The organism is Exiguobacterium sp. QJM3NY_9 (genome assembly GCF_056173545.1).
In genome coordinates, this window is record NZ_CM149679.1 from 1,616,652 (window position 1) to 1,635,085 (window position 18,434).

Sequence of the window (18,434 nt, forward strand, 5' to 3'; positions counted from 1 at the left end):
TAAATTTAGAGGTAATATGAAAAACCCGTCCTGACGAGCGTCATCAGGACGGGTTTTTGCTCATTTAGTTGTTTTTTCGCTTTTTAAAATACGTCCGTGAAATGATGAACGCCACGATTGCAAACCCGATAAAGACAAACGCTTTTTGGACGAGCGTCAAGAACGATAAATCAAACACTAACAGCTTAATCGCACTGACGCTAAGTAGCAACAGACCGGATAATCGCCAGACGGACAAATTACGGATCCGACCAATCGTGACGAGAAGCAAGGCAAGTAAAATGTAGGCAACCGATAATGTCGTACTGCGATTCGTTTCGTCGAGTCCGTCATAAAACGGCAGTTCCATGACGAATAACGTATACGTCGTCAGGACGCCGACGGCTGCGACAACTAGACTGATCTGGAACGTCCCGTCCTCGACCATCGCGCGGTGTTGTTGCACGAGTAAATAAATTAAAGCACTCGTCGCAAGTACTAAAGCGACGACCGAAAGACGAAACGAGTCGTTCATTGCCGCGTACATACCCGACTGCGTAATCTGGTCGAAGATGAAGTAGACATACAAAGCGAGAGCGATCATCCGTTGGTACGGCATGTGCTGGCGTTTGACGAACCAAAGGCCAATCAGGATGCAGGCGAACAACAGGGCTTCGAACTGCTCGCTCAGTCGGAGTATGTCATAGGGAATTTGCGTGATCGCGTAGAACACTGTCACGTGACCGACTGCATTGTGCCAGGCATCTTTCGAGTAGTTAGCGATGCTATAGGCAAGCCCTGCCAGCGCGAGGGCAATCAGTGTCCCCCACTGCCAATCGATGACGGCTAGACTCGCAATCGCAATGAGACCGGCCCCGTAACTCGGATAGTTCCACTTCATCCGGAGACGTTGCCCAGTGAAGACGGTCCCGATGTAGCTGATGAGCGACGCAGCAAGCAGTGAGATTTCGTCAGACATGGACGGTGGTGAAAAGCCGACCATGCTCATCGCTGTAACGAGAGCGATCGTCAGGAATCCCCAGCTGACGACGAAACCGAGAATCGTTTTTAAGCGAATCGCGGCATAGAATAAGGCGGCGAACAATATCACTTCATACAGTAAAAACAACGAAACGTTCGCTTCGTCCGCCAGTTGCAGAAACGGGAGTAAAAATCCGGTGATTGAGACGAGAATCAGGAGGACACGTGACGCCATCCATAACATTAATCCGAACGTAATGAATAAAATGACGAGTTCGAGCGAGAAGGCAAGACCCGGCGAATAGAATTGATACAACGCCATGCCGGCGAACAAGGCGGCTAAAGAAACGATTGTCCCCGTCGCGACGAGCCCGACGCCGAGTTCCCGTCGCTTTTTCTCATACTGATACTCGCCTACTCCGATTAAGAGCAATCCGATGAGCACTCCGCTGCCGACTCGGACTGCTGGATTGACCCAGCCGGAGATCGAGGCGTAAGAAAATAAGAAAATTGCCCCAATCGCGGCAAAAATTGCGGCGATGCGCGGTAACCAGATGGTCGCAATCATGTGTTCCCACTCATCGCGCGTCCGGCTTTGTTTGATTTTTGGTGAAAACGTGTCGTCTTTTTTGACGAAGGCGGGTCGTTTTTTCGGTGTCACGACCGTACTTTGCTCCGGAGTCGACTTAGGATGCGGAACCGGATGCGGCTGTTCGAGTTGCGCGACACGTAACTTCAACGCCTCGAGTTCCTGTTCTAGTTGGGTGATTCGTTGTTCTTCCATCATTCCACCCTTTCTTTATTTTAGATGGTACTAGTGTACCTGTTTCTTCTGCGTTTTTCTTATTTTTTCAAAAATAAGGAAACGTCAGGTGACGATTCAACGAAAAAAAACGACTTCCGCCCTTTTGAAAAAGGTGAAAGTCGTTTGGTCAGGTGACCAGTTAACGAACGGATAACGCATATTGTCCCGTCGTGTTATAAACAGATGTGAACTGTGCGCGACTGACGGCGTATTTCCCACGATACGGATCAGACACGTAGAACGAACTGCTTGAAACACCCGTCACGAGCATGACGTGATAGTTACGGTACCCGGTGAACGTTTTGCCGTCCGGCTTGATCCAAGAGAAGTAGCCATATGGATTTTTGAAGTCAACGGTCGCCCAGACGATGACGGGATTCCCGCTCCGGATTTCACGTTCAATCTTACTGACACCTTGTTTGGAGATGTCGACGGCGCCACTCCGGTATTTTTTAGCGAGTGGGAGGATGCCTTTTGGATAGATGCCCCAGTTTTTGTAGTAAGAGAGCGTCCCGGCCGGATCACCCGTAAACATTTTTTCCGGATCGGCCCAGTAGTATTTTCCATTTTTGTAGGTCGCATTGCTGATGCTTTTCGGTAGTTGTTTATAGAGCGACGCAGCCGAAACAGACTTTTTCTTGTAGGCGAGCGCCATCTTCAACGAGACGAACTCGCAACCTGACGGATAACCTAACGTGTATTGATTGTAGTACGGGACATTTAATTTTTTAGTCGTACTGCTTGTTGGCTTCGTTTTCGTTAAGTACTGTGTCGAGACATAGCGGTAGCTCCCGCTATACAAAATACGTGTAAAGCTACCTGACGTGCCATACGTTGCGACTTTGACCCCTTTACTGAGCTGGGTGACGGATTTGTATTTTGTGCTCGGGCCCGTTCTAACGTTTAACGTCCCGACCGTCGTATACTTCGTGCCGGTCGATGTGTATTTCGAGGACGTCGTCGATGTCTTCATATAATCTTTGTGTATGTACCCCGTCCGTGATTTATAGGTGATTTTGTACCAACTTCCCGATGTTCCTTTTGACGTATAGACGTTTCCTTTGACGACATTCCCGAGAATCTTGCTTGATGTCGTCGGCTTTTCACGGACACGTAAAACTGCGGTCGTGATGGTCAGCTTCGTTGCGGCATGTGCGACGAGCGACGGACTGAATACGCCAAACAGAACACCAGCGACGATGACACTTGAGAAAAACTTCTTCATGATAGACCCCCTTAACAGAATGACAATACGATGATATACACCATTTTTCCCAAGTTATTGAAATAATAATCATGATTTCAAAAGAAAATTCTAAAAAAATAGCAATATCTTCATTCTTTGTAACAAAAAAATCTTCCTGTTGTATATGCACAACAAGAAGATTCAGACTGTAGACAAAGTTCTATCGGGAGATCAAGCGTCTTTTTTCGTTGCGTTCCTCGGGCGAGGCGCAAGCCGTTGCTCCTTGGATCCTAGCGGCCAACGAGCAGGGTCTTGCCTGCCTCTGAACGTGCGTTAAAAACGTACTTTTTCCCGTAGGAGTCAACGAAACATGACGCTTTTTAGCTAATACCGTGACCAAAAAAGCCGGGCATGAAGACGTTTTAAAGCGCAATCCGTCTTGAATCGCTTTTAAAGCACGAAAAGTAATCGGTCGCGACCCTTTAGCTTTTTAAATGAAATTCAATTTTTAATATTGACGATAAACGGTGACGGTTGAGTGAACGCCTGCTCGAGCACATGGGCGACGAACGTCGTCTCTTCTTCCGTCACTGGAAGAGGGGCATCTTCAACGATACTCCGGTAAAATGCTCGATATAATTTACCGTAGTCACCAATCGGACTCGGAATCCGGACATTTTGAAGATGATTGTGGTTATCATGATAGAGTAACCGACCGAAATCATCTTCCGAATCTTCCCCAAATCCTTCTTCTCCTGGGAAGTAGTCTGCTTTTAAGTCAAGCTCTTGCCGATCGACATGCTGTTTGATGAACGTCCCGTTCGTCCCATGGATCATCCAGCGCGGAGCGGGTGCCAGTGCGACATGACTCGTTCGGACACTCGCCTTGAAATCGTTATAATAAAAATCAAGCGCAAACGTATCGTCCGGAATCGCAGTACCCCGGACGGTTCGGATGTCATAAGCGACTTGGTTCGGTCTTCCGAACAAGGCAATGATTTGATCAATCGTATGGACACCGAGACTATAGAGCGCACCGTTCTCATTCGCCGTATTCGCCGGCTTCGCATCCGGACGATACAAGTCGAAATGCGAGACGACTTCGACGATGCGACCGAGCTTTCCGGACGCAATGACTTGGGCGACAGCTTGAAAGTCGCTATCGAAACGCCGATTTTGATAGGCGAGTAGCTTGACGCCTTGCTTACGTGCTTCCTCAAACAGTTGCACCGCTTCTTGTTCTGTCACGGTAAAAGGTTTTTCGACGAGGACGTGCTTCTGCTGTTGCAACGCCTTCAAGGCATAGGCAAAATGCGTCGCAGGGGGTGTGTTGATGACGACGACTTGAAGCTTCTCGTCCGACAACATCTTGTCGAGGTCCGTCGTGAACTGGACTACGGGAAGCTTGTCCGTATATTTTCCCTCTAACTCCGGTTTTGCCGTCCGATTATAAATCCACGTCACCTCGAAATGGGGATCAATCATGACGTAAGGCAGATGGTAACGGGTCGTGCTTTTACCGAAGCCGATGAAGCCAATCTGAAGTCGCATCCTATCACTCCTCGCAATTACTTTTCTTTTACCTTAACAAAGCGGCTACGACTTGTCTTGAACAAATGACCGATTATGCCGTCGCTTCGATTCGTTCGTACTCATATGTCGAAAATCCGTCATATGTTCCTTGGTACGTAAAACCGACCGACGTATAATAGTCGTTTAAAAATGCATTTGACGCCACGCAGTCGAGGCGAAGTGTTTCCCCTTCGTAATCCGTCAACTCGATTACATAATCAAGAAGTTGTTTTCCGACGCGGCGTCCTTTCGCCAAATCACTGACGACAATCCGGTGGATATAAAGACCTTCTGTATCTGCCCATAACGAGCGATCCCATTCCATCGAAGGAAGCAGGGCAACGGAACCGAGCAACTGGTCGTTTTCTTCAAAAACAAACAGTCTTCCGGCATCAAGATCCTCTTGGACGAGTGTTTCGATGTCTTGTTCAAGGTAGGCAGACCACTGTGTACTGCCCGTCGCTTGGAGTGCGAGCGCCTTGTGCTCGAGTAGTGTTGCGATGTTTCGAACGTCTTGTGATGTAGCTAGTCGTATCATGTTGTACCTCCTGTAAGCAAAAATTCTTCTTTATCCTAACGAAAACTGCACCAGAAGAAAACCGTTTTGCTCGCATCGCTTAAAAAAAATCATAAAAACGCATCATTTTGTGATTTTTTTCATATTCTACAATTTTATTTTTAAATATCGTATTCTAAAAACGTGATCAGACCCCCAGTCTTCACAACGTGGATCTACCGGCTTCCCACGAGCCGGTAGGCCTTTTTTTGTCTTCAGTCGAGTCCGACCCAATTTTTCGATAGACGGCGCGCATCTTCACGGTAGCGCGTATCCTCGACGACCGGGTTACTGAGACGTGGTGCGGAATCGGCGTAATAGCCACCATTGTCGAGCCGGTCATTCGTCGTCGCGAGGTACAGTGCGGTTTTCGCCCCATACTCCGGCGTATACAGTTTCCCGGTCCAGTAACCGATTTGAGCGATCGGCTTTAAAAGCACCTTCATCGCTTTGCCGTACTTGCCACGATAGAACAAGTCGGTATTGACGATGCCCGGATGGACGCTGACGAATGTCACATCGTCCCCATACTTCTCCGCGAGTTCACGCATGTGGACCATCTGTAGCAATTTCGATTCGCGGTACGACCGCATCGGGTTGTATTGTTCTTTTTTAACATGGGCAATCGATTCCAGTTCGATATCTGTTCGGACGAGTCCGCCTTCCCCGGCGAGCGATGAAATCGAGATGACCCGTGGATCGTTTCCGTGTTGAAGGAGCGGCAGCAAGCGTTCAATCAAATAGAAGTGACTCAGGTAGTTGACTTGGAACTGGGACTCGAAGCCGTCTTTCGTCAAATGATACGGCGGGACCATGACCCCGGCATTTAAAATCAGGCGATCGATGCGACCAATCTTATCGAACAAGTGGTCTGCAAACCGGCGGACGGATTCCAGTTGGTCAAGTTGAACGATTTCGATTTCAAGATTCGTATGCGAAACCCCATGTTCACGTAACATTTGGACGAGCAGTGTTGCTTTCTTCTCTGAGCGGACGGTCGCAATGACGCGGTCCCCCCGTTCAAGCAAAGCTTGGATTGTCACCATTCCCATCCCTGAGTTTGCGCCTGTCACGATACATATGTTCATTTCCATTTTCCTCCTCTAGTTACGCTTTCTTCGTTTACATGCATATATATTGAGTGTTTTCCTTTTTCCGTCGATTTATACACATCATTTCAAAAAAAGACTTCTCCGCCTGCAAAAGAGGTGAATAGCGTATACTAAACGTAACAGAAGAGAACCCTGCCCCGATTCGAGGAGGTATGCATGTGCATGAAGGAACCGTCTTACTACTTGCCGGTATTTTGTTACTACTCGCAATCATCACGACCAAGTTCTCCTTTCGCCTCAACGTCCCGACCTTGATTTTATTCGTGTTCGTCGGCATTCTCGCAGGAACGGATGTCGCAGGATGGATTGCTTTTTCTGACTTTGAACAAGCGCGTCTATTCGGAACGATCGCCCTCGTCATCATTTTGTTCGATGGCGGTCTCAACACGAAATGGGGCGATTTCAGGCAAGTCCTCCCTGCTGCCCTTTCGCTTGCGACGGTCGGCGTCGTCATCACGACTGGCTTGATTGCACTCGTCGCCCACTTCATTCTTGATTTCAGCTGGCCGATGGCGTTACTCGTCGGCGCCCTCGTCGGCTCGACCGATGCAGCGGCTGTCTTTTCCTTACTGAGCGGACGTCCTGTCGATGAGAAGGTCAAACATACACTGGAAGCGGAGTCTGGAACAAATGATCCGATGGCTGTCTTTTTGACGATTCTCTTTACAGAACTTGCGCTCGATCCGGAAAGTTTCTCGATTATCAGTGGCGTCCTGTCTTTATTCTACGAAATGGGAATCGGTTTACTCGTCGGTCTCTGCATCGGCTGGTTCTTGACGCAATTGATGAACCGGATTCAGCTTCAAGCATCGGCCCTGTATCCGACACTCTTGATCAGCGGCGCCTTACTGTCTTACGGGATCGCGACGAGTATCCATGCGAGTGGCTTCCTCGCCGTCTATGTGACAGGCATTTGGATCAGTAACCACGACATGATTTACCGCGACATCTTGATTCGTTTCAGCGGCAGCTTGTCGCATCTGGCAGAAGTCGGGATGTTCATCATGCTCGGACTGCTCGTCTTCCCGCGCCAACTGCTCGATCCGCAGATGCTGCTCATTTCAGGCATCATCGTCGTGACGCTGATTCTCGTCGCACGACCACTCGCTGTTTTCATCTCACTTCTTCCCTTTCACTACAATTACCGGGAGCAAAGTGTCATCACGGCTGCCGGACTACGCGGCGCCGTACCAATCATCCTTGCGACCTATCCTCTTTCGAGCGGACTTGCGAACTCCTATCTCTTGTTCAACATCGTCTTCTTCACTGTCATGACATCGGCTTTACTGCAGGGAACGGCCTTACCGTGGATTGTCCGTGTCATGAAGCTCGAAGTGAAACCAACGATCGGGATTGAGCCGTTGATTCAATTCATGACGGTCGCAAATCCGAATGCTGAAATCGTCGAGGTCAGTGTCCCGTCGTTCTGTCGGATTGACGGGAAAACATTGCAAGAGATTGAGATGCCGCAGGATTTGCTCGTCGTCGCCGTCATTCGTGACGATGCCATCATTACCCCCCGCGGTCAGACACGATTGATTGGTGGCGATCAACTCCTGATTCTGACGCCGAAACAATCGGAAGAACGGATTCGAAAGCTGATTGCCTCGCTTGGTCTTTAAAGTTAAAAAGGACCGATGATTCCGTGAAAAAAGCGGGATCATCGGTCCTGTGATGGATGTTAGACGGGAATGTCCGGTACTTTGTTCAGACGTAAGAGTCCTATCCCAGATGGATGTTGTTGCGACGTTTAAGTCAGCCAGCCTTTCAGCGTCTCCATCCGGTCCGTGTGGCGTTTTAAGTCGAGGATCGTCTGTTTCACCTGTTCTGTACCGATTCGTCGCTCCGTTTTATCCGCACTGAATGTCCGGCTGATATTATAAGCGAGCCAATCAAGTTTGCTCGAATAGCTACAGGCGATTACAGCCGACCATTTCGCATCCCCTAGGTTATTTTTCGTTGTGTAGCCACTAAAAAATGCTTGAAACTTCTGCTTGTTCAGATGCCCCGTCTCATCCTCTGACCAGTAAAGCGCCGTCTCAAGGACATCAAGGACAGGATGAATCGGACCCGCCGATTCCCAGTCAATGACGACCAGGTCGTTTTTCGTCCATAAGACATTTTTAGGATCCAAGTCGCGGTGACTCATGACCCAAGCGTTGGATAGGAACGCTTCTGCTCGCACGGCTCGCTCGTTCCACACTTTTAACGCCTCGGTGATTTCGCTTAGGGCAACACTCCACTCGGCGTCGATTGCTTGGCCTCTTTTGAGATAAGTTGTCCAGTCGTGGCTAATCGTTCCAACCACTGCGGGGACCATGCCAGCATCAAGTTGGTGTAAGCCTGCCAGATAGGTCCCGATGGTATTACAATGGGATGGCTGGATCTCCTTCAAGGAAAGCAGGTTGCCGTCGACCCAGTCAAAAAGAAGAAAGTACTCGTCAGCTATCTGTTGCACCGCTTCCCCCCGTATCCGTTTTGCCGGAAGAGCGGAAAGGTGCCGACCTGCAAGCAATGCAAAATCTTCCGCGTTTTTGAAGTTCGCAAACGCGTCAGGTCGTCTCATAATCTGCGGATTCAAGCATTTTACCGCATAATGTCCTTTTGTCGTCCTCAGTCCATACATGTCATGGATGAAACCGCCGGAGAGGGGGCGTGGATCTTCCGTCCGTTCGCCTAAATCAAACAATACACAAATCTGATCAAATCGGTATGACTCCATATGTTTCTCCTGTTATCTCCGTTATTTTTTACGAACTTTTTCGCCTTGACAGGCGTCAGAATCGATTGAACCGTTAACTTATGAGGAAAAACCCCCGACGTTTTTTCGCAGGGCGAAGACATCGGGGGTTCGATCCTCATTCAATAGAATTTACTTGTTTTCTACCAGCGTTTGTTCCTGCTGACGAATGTACCGGACATCGAAGTGGTCCGTCAACTGTCTGATGCGTGAAGTCGTATCAGACAGTTTCTCGAGTGTAGCTGACGTTCATCGTTGTTCCTCTTCTCGTCTAATCTCGATCGTTCCGGGTGGGCGGTGCGGTAATGTAATGGATAGTCCTGCGAACTGGAACTGGTCACGTCCGTTTTGTGCACGTTCAATCCAATTGACTGTCTCTTGGCGCGCTAAGCCATGCCGGATCCGGTTCTCCGCCTGTGTCCGTGAAATCCCGGTACAGACGACCTCTGTCAAGTAGGTCCGTTCATCGGACTCAAACTGTTGCCAAATCCCGAGGATGAGTTGTCCGACAGCACTGACGGGTGTCCCGTCCGGTTCACCGGCGCTTACGGCCTCGTCAAGCGCATGAATCGCTTCGGTACACGTGTCGCCGAGTGCTAAAATCCGTTGGGATGCTTTTTGCATGATCCGGAACCGTTTTTGTCCGTCTTCCAGCCATAACCGCTGTGCAAAAGGGTCGACGGGAATGCCATGAAAGAATGTGACCGTCCCGCGCCAAGCGAAGCCGAACGACGGATCGTAGTCACGAATCGTCTCCATCGCTTGTGTGTGGAATCGTTTGATTTCTGACCGTTCCTCATGCAATTGGTCGCGCAATCCTGCCGTATCATCAATCGCAACCGCAAGCGGCGTCATCGTGAACAGTTCATTATCGGCAATCCGGTGCGGCATCAGGACTGCTCCATCGAACCGGTAATCGTTCGCAGGGCGTCCCGTCCGCCCGACGAACATGTGCCATTTGCCTTCCGCTGCAGCGAATGCGTACGCTTGATGTGCGAACGGTGGTGCCACGAACAGTCCAGGAAATTCCTCGAACGTTTCAATCCGGATCGTTTCTCCGTCATACCACTCCCGTTCGATTGCCGCGAGCAACTGCCCCGTCGGAGATTGACGGTCCGTCAAATAACGACCGGTATTGCTATAGAAGCCGAGTAAAAACTCACGCTCTTCTTCTTCGAATGTCACCATCGTCAGTTGGAACAACGATTCGATTTGTGCTTCGGCGAACGCATCCTCGACCGTATCCGGATGGTGCGATTCAATCGCAATCATTTTCCAGCCCATCCGTTCATATAAGTTGATCGTCACGGGGAAGAACAAAAAGGCTCCGTGGGTCGCCTCGAGCTTAATGATGTCTTGCATGGCAAGGCGTTCAATCCGTAAGTTAAAGCCCATTCGTTCGAAGTGATCCTGTAAGCGTCTTTTCCAGTGCGTAAATTCCATGATCCGTCCACTCCTCTCTCGATTCGTTTAGGCGCGTTTTCGTAGCGGGTTCTTCGACCAGTAGAGGTATAACGCAATCAGACCACCGACTCCGATGATGTAAGAGGGTGTCCCGCTGACTTGGAAGATGACATCGGGATTCGGGACGAACGTAATCAAGACCGCTTTATACGTTGCAAATAAAACGAAACTGATGATGAACTGTCCCCAGACACGTCCTTTGACGTCACGTATTTTCGGTGACGTGATTAAGATCGACATCGCGTCAATCAAGAACAAGGCGATGATCGAGAACAACAAATAGTCGGCGAGTGCGAACTGAAAGACGCCATCGATTCCCTCGATGAAAATATACATCAAGATGCTTGAGACATAGTTTCGTGTCCAGCGTTTTTGTGTCTCAGCACGACGCTGTTCCGGAATCGCTGCGATCATCGTGTCGAGTCGCGCTTCCGGTGTTTGCCCATGGACTTCTTCGAACGGTCGTTGTTGCCGCTGCGCTTCATACAAATCAGCCTGCAGTTGACGTTCGATGTCCGTTCGCTCCGGTTCTTCCGCGTTAACGTTCAAACGGGGTAACAATGATTCAAAAATGCGTGTGTTAGCTTTCGTTAATTTCAAGCGACATCCCTCTTTTCCATGTTTAAGTATAACGGTTTATCGGGAAAAATACTTAGGTGAAGATGACGATTACTTGACGAATCCCACTTAAATGTTCAGAATAATCAAAAAGTGTAACTTTTCTTTTTTCAATTTCGTAGGATAACAAAAGAAGGAGTGAGCAACGATGCGCCAAACACTAACGAATGCCGCACTCATCACGCTATTGACCAGTGCCGGGATCGCGTTTCCTTTGACGAACGAAGCAGATGAACTGGATCCACCTGTCGAAACGGAACAAATCGAACCGCTTGATGAGCAAACACCCTAAACGGGACTGCCTTAACCGTAAGGACGTCTCTCGATTAACAAAAAACAAGGAAGACGGTTCTCCGGTGTTCGCCCCGGAAATCCATCTCCCTTTTTTTAATGCGGTCTTGCGAGATACACGGCAAAGATGACCAGAAGGATCCCCGGGACGAGAAACAATATGTAGGAACGCTGAGAATCGTCAAGTAGATTCCTAGTATGAATGACAGCAACATGATGTAAAAACCCATTTGTATTCATTCCTTTCGAACGTAATTGTTCATGCCTAAGCATTACTCGGTTGTGTCACGTCACCTGTAACATCAATCGACCACGTCAAGATCGTCGTACTGTCCCGGACAGCATGGTGCTTGATCGTCGTCAACAAGGTCAAAACGGCATCCTGCGCCTCCGTACCGCGAAACGCGCGACCGATGTCCGTCGTATCGCTGAACGGTTCACCGGGACATTCGACGAGTCCGTCCGTCGTCAAAAAGAGCCGGTTGTGTCCCTGACGCAGTTCACGGATGCCGCGGGTATAACACGGGACAGGTAACGCAAACGTATTGACTTGTCCGATCCATTCAAAGAATTGCCGTTGATTGAGACTGTGTTGACCTAACCCGGCAAGCTCCGGATGGAACAGATGCGCGATGCAATCTCCAACCGACAACCAAAAAACATAGTTTCCTTTCCGGACGACGACTAAACAAGCCGTCTCCCCCCGACACGTCTCGCATCGTGCGCGAAATGTGTCTTCCGTCAACAGTTCGAGGATGATGTGTTCGAACGTCGGAAGGACTGACTCGGCTGCTTGTTCGAGTTGCTGATGCAACCGCTCTTGATACGTCAAAAATTGCTCCGCCACGAGTTCGGCACTTTCTGCCGAATTATGGGCATCGAGTAAGACGGTCAACTCCCAGTCCGTCCCCGTCATGACGAGACAACCATCTTCGTTTTTTGTTTGACCCGCCGTCGAGCAGCCACCGAACCGTCCGAGAACGACCGGACCCACCTGCCTTATGTCGATTTGATCGACATACGCTTCTTCACTTCCGACCCAGCTAAACATGCCTGACTCCCCCTATTCTGTCTGTTCTATCGAGAATACCACACCTGCTGTCATTTGGAACATTTTCCCTTTCATTAATCCAAAAAAAAGTCCCTCACTTCGACTACGGCTGTAGTGACGTGAGGGATGCGGCTTAATTCGTTGTCATGAATGGCTGGATGAATAATTTTAAGCGTTTTTGATAGTTGACTTGATCTTCGAGATACGTTTGACCATGACCCGCTCCTCGGACCGGATACAACTGCTTCAATCCAGGTTTTGCTTGATACAGTTCATAAACCATCCGCGATGGCATGAGTTGATCGTCCGTCCCATGGATGAACAGTGTCGGAATCATGATTTTGCTTGTTTGTCGTGTCACCGACACGTCACCGTAAAAGAAGTCCTGTTCGAATTTATTGAACGTGCTCGCCATCGCGAGTGACGGTCCTGCGGGATAACTGATCTGTTGATCCGCTAAATGATTGAGCCAGTCATCAAATCGGGCGTAGGCACCTTCAGAGATGACGACTTTGACTTGTGTCGGTAACATTTCTTCTCCAGCTGCGAGTAATGCCGTCGACCCGCCGACACCAAGCCCGTGATAGGCGATGTGACTCTCGTCCCCTGTTTCTTCGAGAAGTCGTTTCGTCCATTCAATCAAATCAAGCCGATCGAGCCAGCCGTAATTCTTTTTCCCACCGTTTTCAGGCTGCCCCCGTCGTTCGACGACTAAGACATTGTAGCCGAATTGTTCATGATACAGCTGCACGAGTGGTGCAACCCCGTCCGGCGTCGCTTGTTCCTCGTCCGGGACGAGAATGACCGATTTGTTTGTTGATTCTGTTGCAGGTAGATAGTCTGCGCGATGAACGCGTCCATCCGTCTCGAACGTCTTCTGTTCGAACGGTTGGGCAGCAGACCATTCGGTTGCCTTGGTCACGGCGTCACTTGATTCATCAGCCGGTTTACCCGCAAGAATCGGTGACGCTTCCGACTCGCCGACTAATGTTTTTTGAATGCGGTATCCATCAAAACTGATTAATCCGATGAATACGAGTAGTATCGCGAGTACGATTGCTAGTCCTTTTCGCACAACATGAACTCCTCTCTTTTCCTATATAACGCGTTATTCGTTATCATACCGTATGTCCCCTGCTTCTGCACGGTCTGTTTTCAGAAAAGAGCGTTGGTACCAGGTCCGGACGTCCTCAAATTGCTTATGTGTAAAATAACCCGCGTTCAAATGTCCTTTACCACGCAGATTGATTTCAAACTTCAGCAAGTCCTTTTGTTCGAGAAAACGGGAGACGTGCCCCGACAAAGCCTCGATTTTTAAACGCGGTGCATAAATCGTTTCCCGGTTGACGAGTTGGCGACGTAAGACGAACAACTCCTGTTCGAACCCGTAACACGTATTGCGGTACCCCGTCCGGGCAACAACGTAATAGAGCGGTAAAACCAGGTACAACAGCATGCCGATCCATTTAAGCGGGCTCGTCAAAAAATAGACGAGTCCGGCATTGACTGCTGAAAACAAGACAATATACCGGACGAGCCGCCAACGGATGACATAGAAGAATCCGCGGTCGGTCGCATGATGCATCGGTTTTACACGTTTGAAGCGCGGCAGAAACCGGTCGAGGAAGGCGTCGATTTCCGATTCCCGGATGAATGGGTGGAACAACATCTGCTCTTCCTTCCCGTTCGCCGATATGACGTTGAGTGACAGGTGGGCACGCTTGAACCGTCGTTTGATCCAGTTTTCCTCGATGAATAAGGCTTGGACCTTATCCTGGTGAAAGATGACTTCCGTCCGGTTCAGTAATCCGTAACGGATGGTCAGCCGTTCATCTTTAAGTGTCGCTTCGAACGAACCGTAACGAACGACGTAGACGACAATCGATCCGATGTAGGCGAGGAGCAAGACAAGCAACCCGATTCCAATCAGGAGGACGAGTGATAAATGCGCCAATTCATTAAAGACACGATCGACATACTTTTCGATATATTGATCAATCAGTTGATACCCTGCAAAGAAACCGACTAGCGCCAGTCCGAGACGACCGGACAAGGCGCCGGCAAAAAACAGGTCGGACAAGCTGACACGAAACGAGTCCATCGTCTCTGTTTGTTCTATCTGTTCGTCCTCTTCTTTAATCGTCGACTTCAAGGAAGTAGCGAACGCGAGCCGGACACCTTTTAATTCGACTTCCGGTTCACCGCCTTCAGAAGACGTTTCGACGGACAGCGTCGCTAAACCGAGCAGACGCTCGAGCAGGTTTTGGTTGATGCCGACGGATTCAATCCGCCGCCGTTGTGTCGTCCGTTCACTTTTACGGAAGACGCCTTTGTTGACACGAATCGCTTGGTCATCAATCGTAAACGTATAAAAATACCAAGAAGTGATTCCAGAAATGAGAAGAACGAGACAAAAAACACTAAAGCCGATGATTGTATACCAACCGAATCCATCGTTCTTTAAATCATTGAACAATAAAAAAGCGAGTGGGATGACCGTCGACCGGAGATGCGTCAGCGTCGACATCAAGATGAATAACGGGTGGACGCGACGTGTCATAAGGATTCCTCCTCTTGCTCCTCGAGTTTCGCGAAGCGTTCGATATGGCGTCTTAATTCGAGTGTGCGTCGTTCTTCGAGACGCTGGATTTCCGCAAATCCGGATGCCGTATTGACTTTGATGTTCATCAAGCCGGCGCGACGTAACAAGGGACCGGTCGATGTATCGATGAACTGAACTTTGACGAGTGGTATGATTTCGATTTTACGGAAGATGACGCCTGACTTGACGCCTAAAAATTCTTCATCGACCTGATAACGGAAATAGTCGTAACGCAGACGCGGTATGTAATAAAACTTTAAGATGAATAACGCGGCCACGAGTCCTGTCACGATCCACATCCACCACGGAGATAAGTCGAGCCACACAATTTGGACGGTTGTCATGACGGCAATCAAAAGCGCATACAAACTAAACCGTATCGCCACATATTCCCGTTCGACTTTGACGGAGTCGAGTGATAACCGTTGCCAGCCACTTTCTAAGGTTGAAGATTGCATCTGTTCCCACTTCCTTTCTCTTAAAACTACGGAGTCCATCGTCAATAAGTTTCACTCGACTTAAATCGAACATTGACATTTGACCCGAAATCATCGCATATATAGAAGAGTAGAAATGTAATTCTAGGAGGTACCATGCTAACATTTGAAGAAAAATTAAACATCATTGAGTCGTTTCCACAACTCGTCCGAAAAGATGTTTCACTGAACCGTGTCAATTTCCACTTTCCTGAAAGTCAGTTTGAGAAAAAAATCGTCGTCTATCACCTTCATCCGAACGGGAACGGATTCGTCTATGCCGCCGGATTACCGGGCTACAAAGTCGATAACAAAGGACTCGTCAACATCCGTGAGTTTTCTGCTCCTGCCTTGATTCTTTTGCTTGAAGATGCAATCAAATCGTTATCGACGGTCGAGACGGTCGAAACGCTCGAAGAAACGTGGGTCAACGATAACCAGTTCGAACTCACACTTTTGAATGAAGACCTCGATACATGGCTCGTCTATGCAGGCGACCTGCTCGATGGTGCCTTCAATTCATACAAAGAAGCGGCAAACTATCTTGAAGAAGAGGGTTTCCGCCGTAAATAACGAAAATGAACGGAACTGAATCATTCAGTTCCGTTCATTTTTATAACCAATTGATTTAACGTTTGTTTGACACGTTCTAAATCCTCTTCCGACACGCCCAGTGTCTCTTTTAAGGCGAGCGGAACTTGTTCCGCTTGCTCGCGCAACATATGCCCTTTGTCTGTCAACGTGATTTGGATATGTCGTTCATCTTTCTTATTGCGGACGCGTCGAATTAACTCTGACGCTTCGAGCTTTTTCAATAACGGGGTTAGCGTCCCCGAATCCAAATGCAACCGTTCGCCGACGGCTTTCAAGGATTGTTGATCTTCTTCCCATAAAACGAGCATCACTAAATATTGCGGATACGTCAGTCCAAGTGGTTCGAGCAACGGACGATAACGTCTCGTGATTTCCCGCGAAATCGAATAAAAGGGAAAACAAAGTTGTTCATCTAACGATAATGGGTTTGACATGATAGTCCTCCTCGGGAGCAAAGTACTTGCTTTCTTTTTTAAATTGTATACAATCTAATTGTAAGCTACTTAATAATAAGGAATCAACGAAAGGGAGTTATTGATTATGAAACCAATGTTCACATCATCAGCTACAGCAGTCGGAGGACGCGACGGACGCGTCGTTTCAGAAGATGGCGTTTTAGACGTCGCTCTCGCCATGCCAGTCCCAGGATCTAAAAAATCAGCGACAAATCCGGAGCAACTGTTTGCTGCTGGATACTCTGCTTGCTTTGATTCTGCATTAAATCTTGTTGCACGTAAACAAGGCATCAAACATGATGGAAGCGAAGTAACGGCACACGTTACGTTGAACGAAGCAGCAGACGGATTCGCTTTATCTGTTGAACTTGATGTTCTCGTCCGTGGTGTATCGGAAGAACAAGCTGCCGAACTTGCAAAAATCGCACACACAGTTTGCCCTTACTCACGCGCAACAGCTGGAAACATCCAAGTCGATGTTTTCACACGTACGACTGACGCAGCATAAGCATAACATTGTCTGCCCTTTTCTAGTGAAATCTACTAGAAAGGGGTATTTTTTGTTGTCATTATGGTTTATTTTGAGGTATCGTTTGTTTTTTGTATTAAAAATTTAATAAATGATTACGGTAAATGAAATAAACAGGTCGTTATTTTAGAAAACACACTTCTATTAACAGTGTGTTTTCTTCGTTTGTTCGGTTTACAGTTGGTTGACGGATAAAATGACCAACTCGCCGGAGACAATCACGTAATAGGCATCATCGAACCGGTGCCGAACATACCGCTCGGCGTCAAAAATCGTCACCATCGGCTCGGCATCTTCTCCGATCGTTTCATGTACATAAAAGCGATCACGCAAGACGCGTTCGAACGGATCCCGGTCTAAAAAACGGGCTCCCGTCCGTAAATTAATCACTTCATGGTGTTGCTCCGACCGGTCGTTGACGATAAAGATCGTCGATACGACGTCATCATACGTAAAATCAAATGCTTCATAATCACTCCAGCGGATCCGTTCAAGCTCCGTCACGTCCGTTTCGTCACGGATTTGATAAAACACTTCTTCGTTCAAACGGTCCGTATAGGCACTGAAAATCAAAAACCCGGCTTGTTCCCCGAGGTACTGCACCGTATCCCCTTCCCCGTCAAGGCGTAAGAGTGTCTTGAAGGACAGGACTTCTGTCCCTAGTTCAATTTCCGAAACGATCGTCTCAAGTGAAGCGATTAATAACCCTTCCGAGTGATCAATTGGATCTTCCGGAGATATCAAGCCGCTTTCGAGGGCATCATAAAAGGAAAATTCGTCGAGGCGCGTGTTGCAGACGATATAATCGACGTCTTGGAGTGTGACGAGGAAAAAGTACAGTTCCCGGTAATTTTCCGTCATCCCGTACAGCCGTTGATCATGGATCAAGTGTTGCTGCTTCGTCTTCGTGTCATATAAAAAGGCAGACGTCACACGGTCGACGTGGAGCAGTACCATGTAGCGTTCATTGAGGACCCAGTACAGTGACAAATCACCCGGGACGTTGAACGTCGCGACCTGTTCCGTCTTCCCGGATAAGAGATCAATCGTCAATAACTCCGTCGCTCCCCCGTTCGCCCGGTCGTGTTCGTTCAAGCAATAGACTTTCTGGTGTTTGACGAACGGACGGGTCGGTCCGTGATCCGTCAAAACGTCTTGCGACAAATCAACTTGTTCTTGATCCTCGAGGTCGAACCGGCTGATATGGTACTGTTCGGCATTGACTTTTCGTCTGAAGTAAATCGAAGATGGCGTGACATGAAGTATGTCCGAGTGATCCGCTGGTAACGCACGCGCGTCTAGTATTTCCATCTTGTGCACCCCTCCTAAGCATGTTCTACTGTTCTTTTCCCACGATTGGTCCCGCTTGAAACAAGGTCATTTCGTGCGTCTACGGAATACGAATGATACAATACAGCTAGAT

General features: G+C 48.6%; 18 protein-coding genes. 4 read left to right on the forward strand and 14 right to left on the reverse strand.

The window, feature by feature from the left end; translation table 11 throughout:
• Positions 1-64 precede the first annotated feature (64 nt).
• From AC0VYQ_RS08415 to AC0VYQ_RS08435, 5 genes are all read right to left on the reverse strand, one after another.
• Entirely contained in the window at positions 65-1,744 is a 1,680-nt protein-coding gene (locus tag AC0VYQ_RS08415) for a DUF2339 domain-containing protein (RefSeq protein ID WP_475403390.1), read from the reverse strand.
• 160 nt (positions 1,745-1,904) lie between these two features.
• Entirely contained in the window at positions 1,905-2,990 is a 1,086-nt protein-coding gene (locus tag AC0VYQ_RS08420) for an SH3 domain-containing protein (protein WP_475403391.1), read from the reverse strand.
• 462 nt (positions 2,991-3,452) lie between these two features.
• Entirely contained in the window at positions 3,453-4,502 is a 1,050-nt protein-coding gene (locus AC0VYQ_RS08425; protein ID WP_475403392.1) for an oxidoreductase, read from the reverse strand.
• Positions 4,503-4,575: 73 nt separating this feature from the next.
• Positions 4,576-5,061 carry a GNAT family N-acetyltransferase gene (locus tag AC0VYQ_RS08430; RefSeq protein WP_029330260.1) on the reverse strand — a complete coding sequence of 162 codons (486 nt, stop codon included), beginning with the start codon at positions 5,059-5,061 and terminating at the stop codon, positions 4,576-4,578.
• Between the two features lie 233 nt (positions 5,062-5,294).
• Positions 5,295-6,167 (reverse strand): SDR family NAD(P)-dependent oxidoreductase, encoded by an 873-nt coding sequence (locus tag AC0VYQ_RS08435; RefSeq protein WP_475403393.1) that lies wholly within the window; start codon positions 6,165-6,167, stop codon positions 5,295-5,297.
• A gap of 176 nt (positions 6,168-6,343) precedes the next feature.
• On the opposite strand from AC0VYQ_RS08435, the gene AC0VYQ_RS08440 reads away from it, so the two are divergent.
• Complete coding sequence (locus tag AC0VYQ_RS08440) at positions 6,344-7,813, forward strand: potassium/proton antiporter (protein ID WP_239456722.1); 1,470 nt, start codon at positions 6,344-6,346, stop codon at positions 7,811-7,813.
• Between the two features lie 128 nt (positions 7,814-7,941).
• On the opposite strand, the gene AC0VYQ_RS08445 is transcribed toward AC0VYQ_RS08440, so the two are convergent.
• The 3 genes from AC0VYQ_RS08445 to AC0VYQ_RS08455 form a co-directional block, all read right to left on the reverse strand.
• Positions 7,942-8,913, reverse strand: a complete 972-nt coding sequence (locus AC0VYQ_RS08445) for a phosphotransferase (RefSeq protein ID WP_475403394.1) — start codon at positions 8,911-8,913, stop codon at positions 7,942-7,944.
• Between the two features lie 267 nt (positions 8,914-9,180).
• On the reverse strand, positions 9,181-10,374 hold the full coding sequence (locus AC0VYQ_RS08450; RefSeq protein WP_475403395.1) for a hypothetical protein: 1,194 nt from the start codon (positions 10,372-10,374) through the stop codon (positions 9,181-9,183).
• Between the two features lie 27 nt (positions 10,375-10,401).
• Positions 10,402-10,995: a hypothetical protein gene (locus AC0VYQ_RS08455; protein WP_214766148.1), complete on the reverse strand. Its 594-nt coding sequence runs from the start codon at positions 10,993-10,995 to the stop codon at positions 10,402-10,404.
• Between the two features lie 166 nt (positions 10,996-11,161).
• Between AC0VYQ_RS08455 and AC0VYQ_RS08460 the strand changes: the two genes are divergently transcribed.
• Positions 11,162-11,305, forward strand: coding sequence for a hypothetical protein (locus AC0VYQ_RS08460; protein WP_214766150.1), 144 nt, complete (start codon positions 11,162-11,164; stop codon positions 11,303-11,305).
• Between the two features lie 264 nt (positions 11,306-11,569).
• Here AC0VYQ_RS08460 and AC0VYQ_RS08465 read toward each other — a convergent pair whose 3' ends face one another.
• The 4 genes from AC0VYQ_RS08465 to AC0VYQ_RS08480 form a co-directional block, all read right to left on the reverse strand.
• A complete protein-coding gene (locus AC0VYQ_RS08465; protein WP_475403396.1) occupies positions 11,570-12,355 on the reverse strand; it encodes a PP2C family serine/threonine-protein phosphatase in 786 nt (261 codons plus the stop codon).
• A 133-nt stretch (positions 12,356-12,488) separates the two neighbouring features.
• Complete coding sequence (locus AC0VYQ_RS08470; protein WP_475403397.1) at positions 12,489-13,430, reverse strand: alpha/beta hydrolase; 942 nt, start codon at positions 13,428-13,430, stop codon at positions 12,489-12,491.
• Between the two features lie 33 nt (positions 13,431-13,463).
• Positions 13,464-14,915: a PH domain-containing protein gene (locus AC0VYQ_RS08475; RefSeq protein ID WP_475403398.1), complete on the reverse strand. Its 1,452-nt coding sequence runs from the start codon at positions 14,913-14,915 to the stop codon at positions 13,464-13,466.
• Complete coding sequence (locus tag AC0VYQ_RS08480) at positions 14,912-15,415, reverse strand: PH domain-containing protein (RefSeq protein WP_475403399.1); 504 nt, start codon at positions 15,413-15,415, stop codon at positions 14,912-14,914. Before AC0VYQ_RS08480 ends, AC0VYQ_RS08475 begins: the two co-directional genes overlap by 4 nt.
• 135 nt (positions 15,416-15,550) lie before the next feature.
• Between AC0VYQ_RS08480 and AC0VYQ_RS08485 the strand changes: the two genes are divergently transcribed.
• The gene (locus tag AC0VYQ_RS08485; RefSeq protein WP_475403400.1) at positions 15,551-16,006 is read left to right on the forward strand and encodes a hypothetical protein; all 456 of its coding nucleotides are present in this window, start codon (positions 15,551-15,553) and stop codon (positions 16,004-16,006) included.
• Between the two features lie 20 nt (positions 16,007-16,026).
• On the opposite strand, the gene AC0VYQ_RS08490 is transcribed toward AC0VYQ_RS08485, so the two are convergent.
• Complete coding sequence (locus AC0VYQ_RS08490) at positions 16,027-16,464, reverse strand: MarR family winged helix-turn-helix transcriptional regulator (protein ID WP_353048600.1); 438 nt, start codon at positions 16,462-16,464, stop codon at positions 16,027-16,029.
• A 103-nt stretch (positions 16,465-16,567) separates the two neighbouring features.
• Here AC0VYQ_RS08490 and AC0VYQ_RS08495 point away from each other — a divergent pair, with 103 nt between their 5' ends.
• Positions 16,568-16,990: an organic hydroperoxide resistance protein gene (locus AC0VYQ_RS08495; RefSeq protein WP_029330285.1), complete on the forward strand. Its 423-nt coding sequence runs from the start codon at positions 16,568-16,570 to the stop codon at positions 16,988-16,990.
• 195 nt (positions 16,991-17,185) lie between these two features.
• Here the strand turns inward: AC0VYQ_RS08495 and AC0VYQ_RS08500 are convergent, their stop codons facing one another.
• Positions 17,186-18,322 (reverse strand): Six-bladed beta-propeller, TolB-like protein, encoded by a 1,137-nt coding sequence (locus tag AC0VYQ_RS08500; RefSeq protein WP_475403401.1) that lies wholly within the window; start codon positions 18,320-18,322, stop codon positions 17,186-17,188.
• Positions 18,323-18,434: the final 112 nt, after the last annotated feature.

Bases quoted from the DNA above. Each gene is read 5' to 3' on its own strand.
- AC0VYQ_RS08415 (WP_475403390.1), bottom strand. From the start codon at position 1,744: ATGGAAGAACAACGAATCACCCAACTAGAACAGGAACTCGAGGCGTTG.
- AC0VYQ_RS08420 (WP_475403391.1), bottom strand. From the start codon at position 2,990: ATGAAGAAGTTTTTCTCAAGTGTCATCGTCGCTGGTGTTCTGTTTGGC.
- AC0VYQ_RS08425 (WP_475403392.1), bottom strand. From the start codon at position 4,502: ATGCGACTTCAGATTGGCTTCATCGGCTTCGGTAAAAGCACGACCCGT.
- AC0VYQ_RS08430 (WP_029330260.1), bottom strand. From the start codon at position 5,061: ATGATACGACTAGCTACATCACAAGACGTTCGAAACATCGCAACACTA.
- AC0VYQ_RS08435 (WP_475403393.1), bottom strand. From the start codon at position 6,167: ATGAACATATGTATCGTGACAGGCGCAAACTCAGGGATGGGAATGGTG.
- AC0VYQ_RS08440 (WP_239456722.1), top strand. From the start codon at position 6,344: ATGCATGTGCATGAAGGAACCGTCTTACTACTTGCCGGTATTTTGTTA.
- AC0VYQ_RS08445 (WP_475403394.1), bottom strand. From the start codon at position 8,913: ATGGAGTCATACCGATTTGATCAGATTTGTGTATTGTTTGATTTAGGC.
- AC0VYQ_RS08450 (WP_475403395.1), bottom strand. From the start codon at position 10,374: ATGGAATTTACGCACTGGAAAAGACGCTTACAGGATCACTTCGAACGA.
- AC0VYQ_RS08460 (WP_214766150.1), top strand. From the start codon at position 11,162: ATGCGCCAAACACTAACGAATGCCGCACTCATCACGCTATTGACCAGT.
- AC0VYQ_RS08465 (WP_475403396.1), bottom strand. From the start codon at position 12,355: ATGTTTAGCTGGGTCGGAAGTGAAGAAGCGTATGTCGATCAAATCGAC.
- AC0VYQ_RS08475 (WP_475403398.1), bottom strand. From the start codon at position 14,915: ATGACACGTCGCGTCCACCCGTTATTCATCTTGATGTCGACGCTGACG.
- AC0VYQ_RS08480 (WP_475403399.1), bottom strand. From the start codon at position 15,415: ATGCAATCTTCAACCTTAGAAAGTGGCTGGCAACGGTTATCACTCGAC.
- AC0VYQ_RS08485 (WP_475403400.1), top strand. From the start codon at position 15,551: ATGCTAACATTTGAAGAAAAATTAAACATCATTGAGTCGTTTCCACAA.
- AC0VYQ_RS08495 (WP_029330285.1), top strand. From the start codon at position 16,568: ATGAAACCAATGTTCACATCATCAGCTACAGCAGTCGGAGGACGCGAC.
- AC0VYQ_RS08500 (WP_475403401.1), bottom strand. From the start codon at position 18,322: ATGGAAATACTAGACGCGCGTGCGTTACCAGCGGATCACTCGGACATA.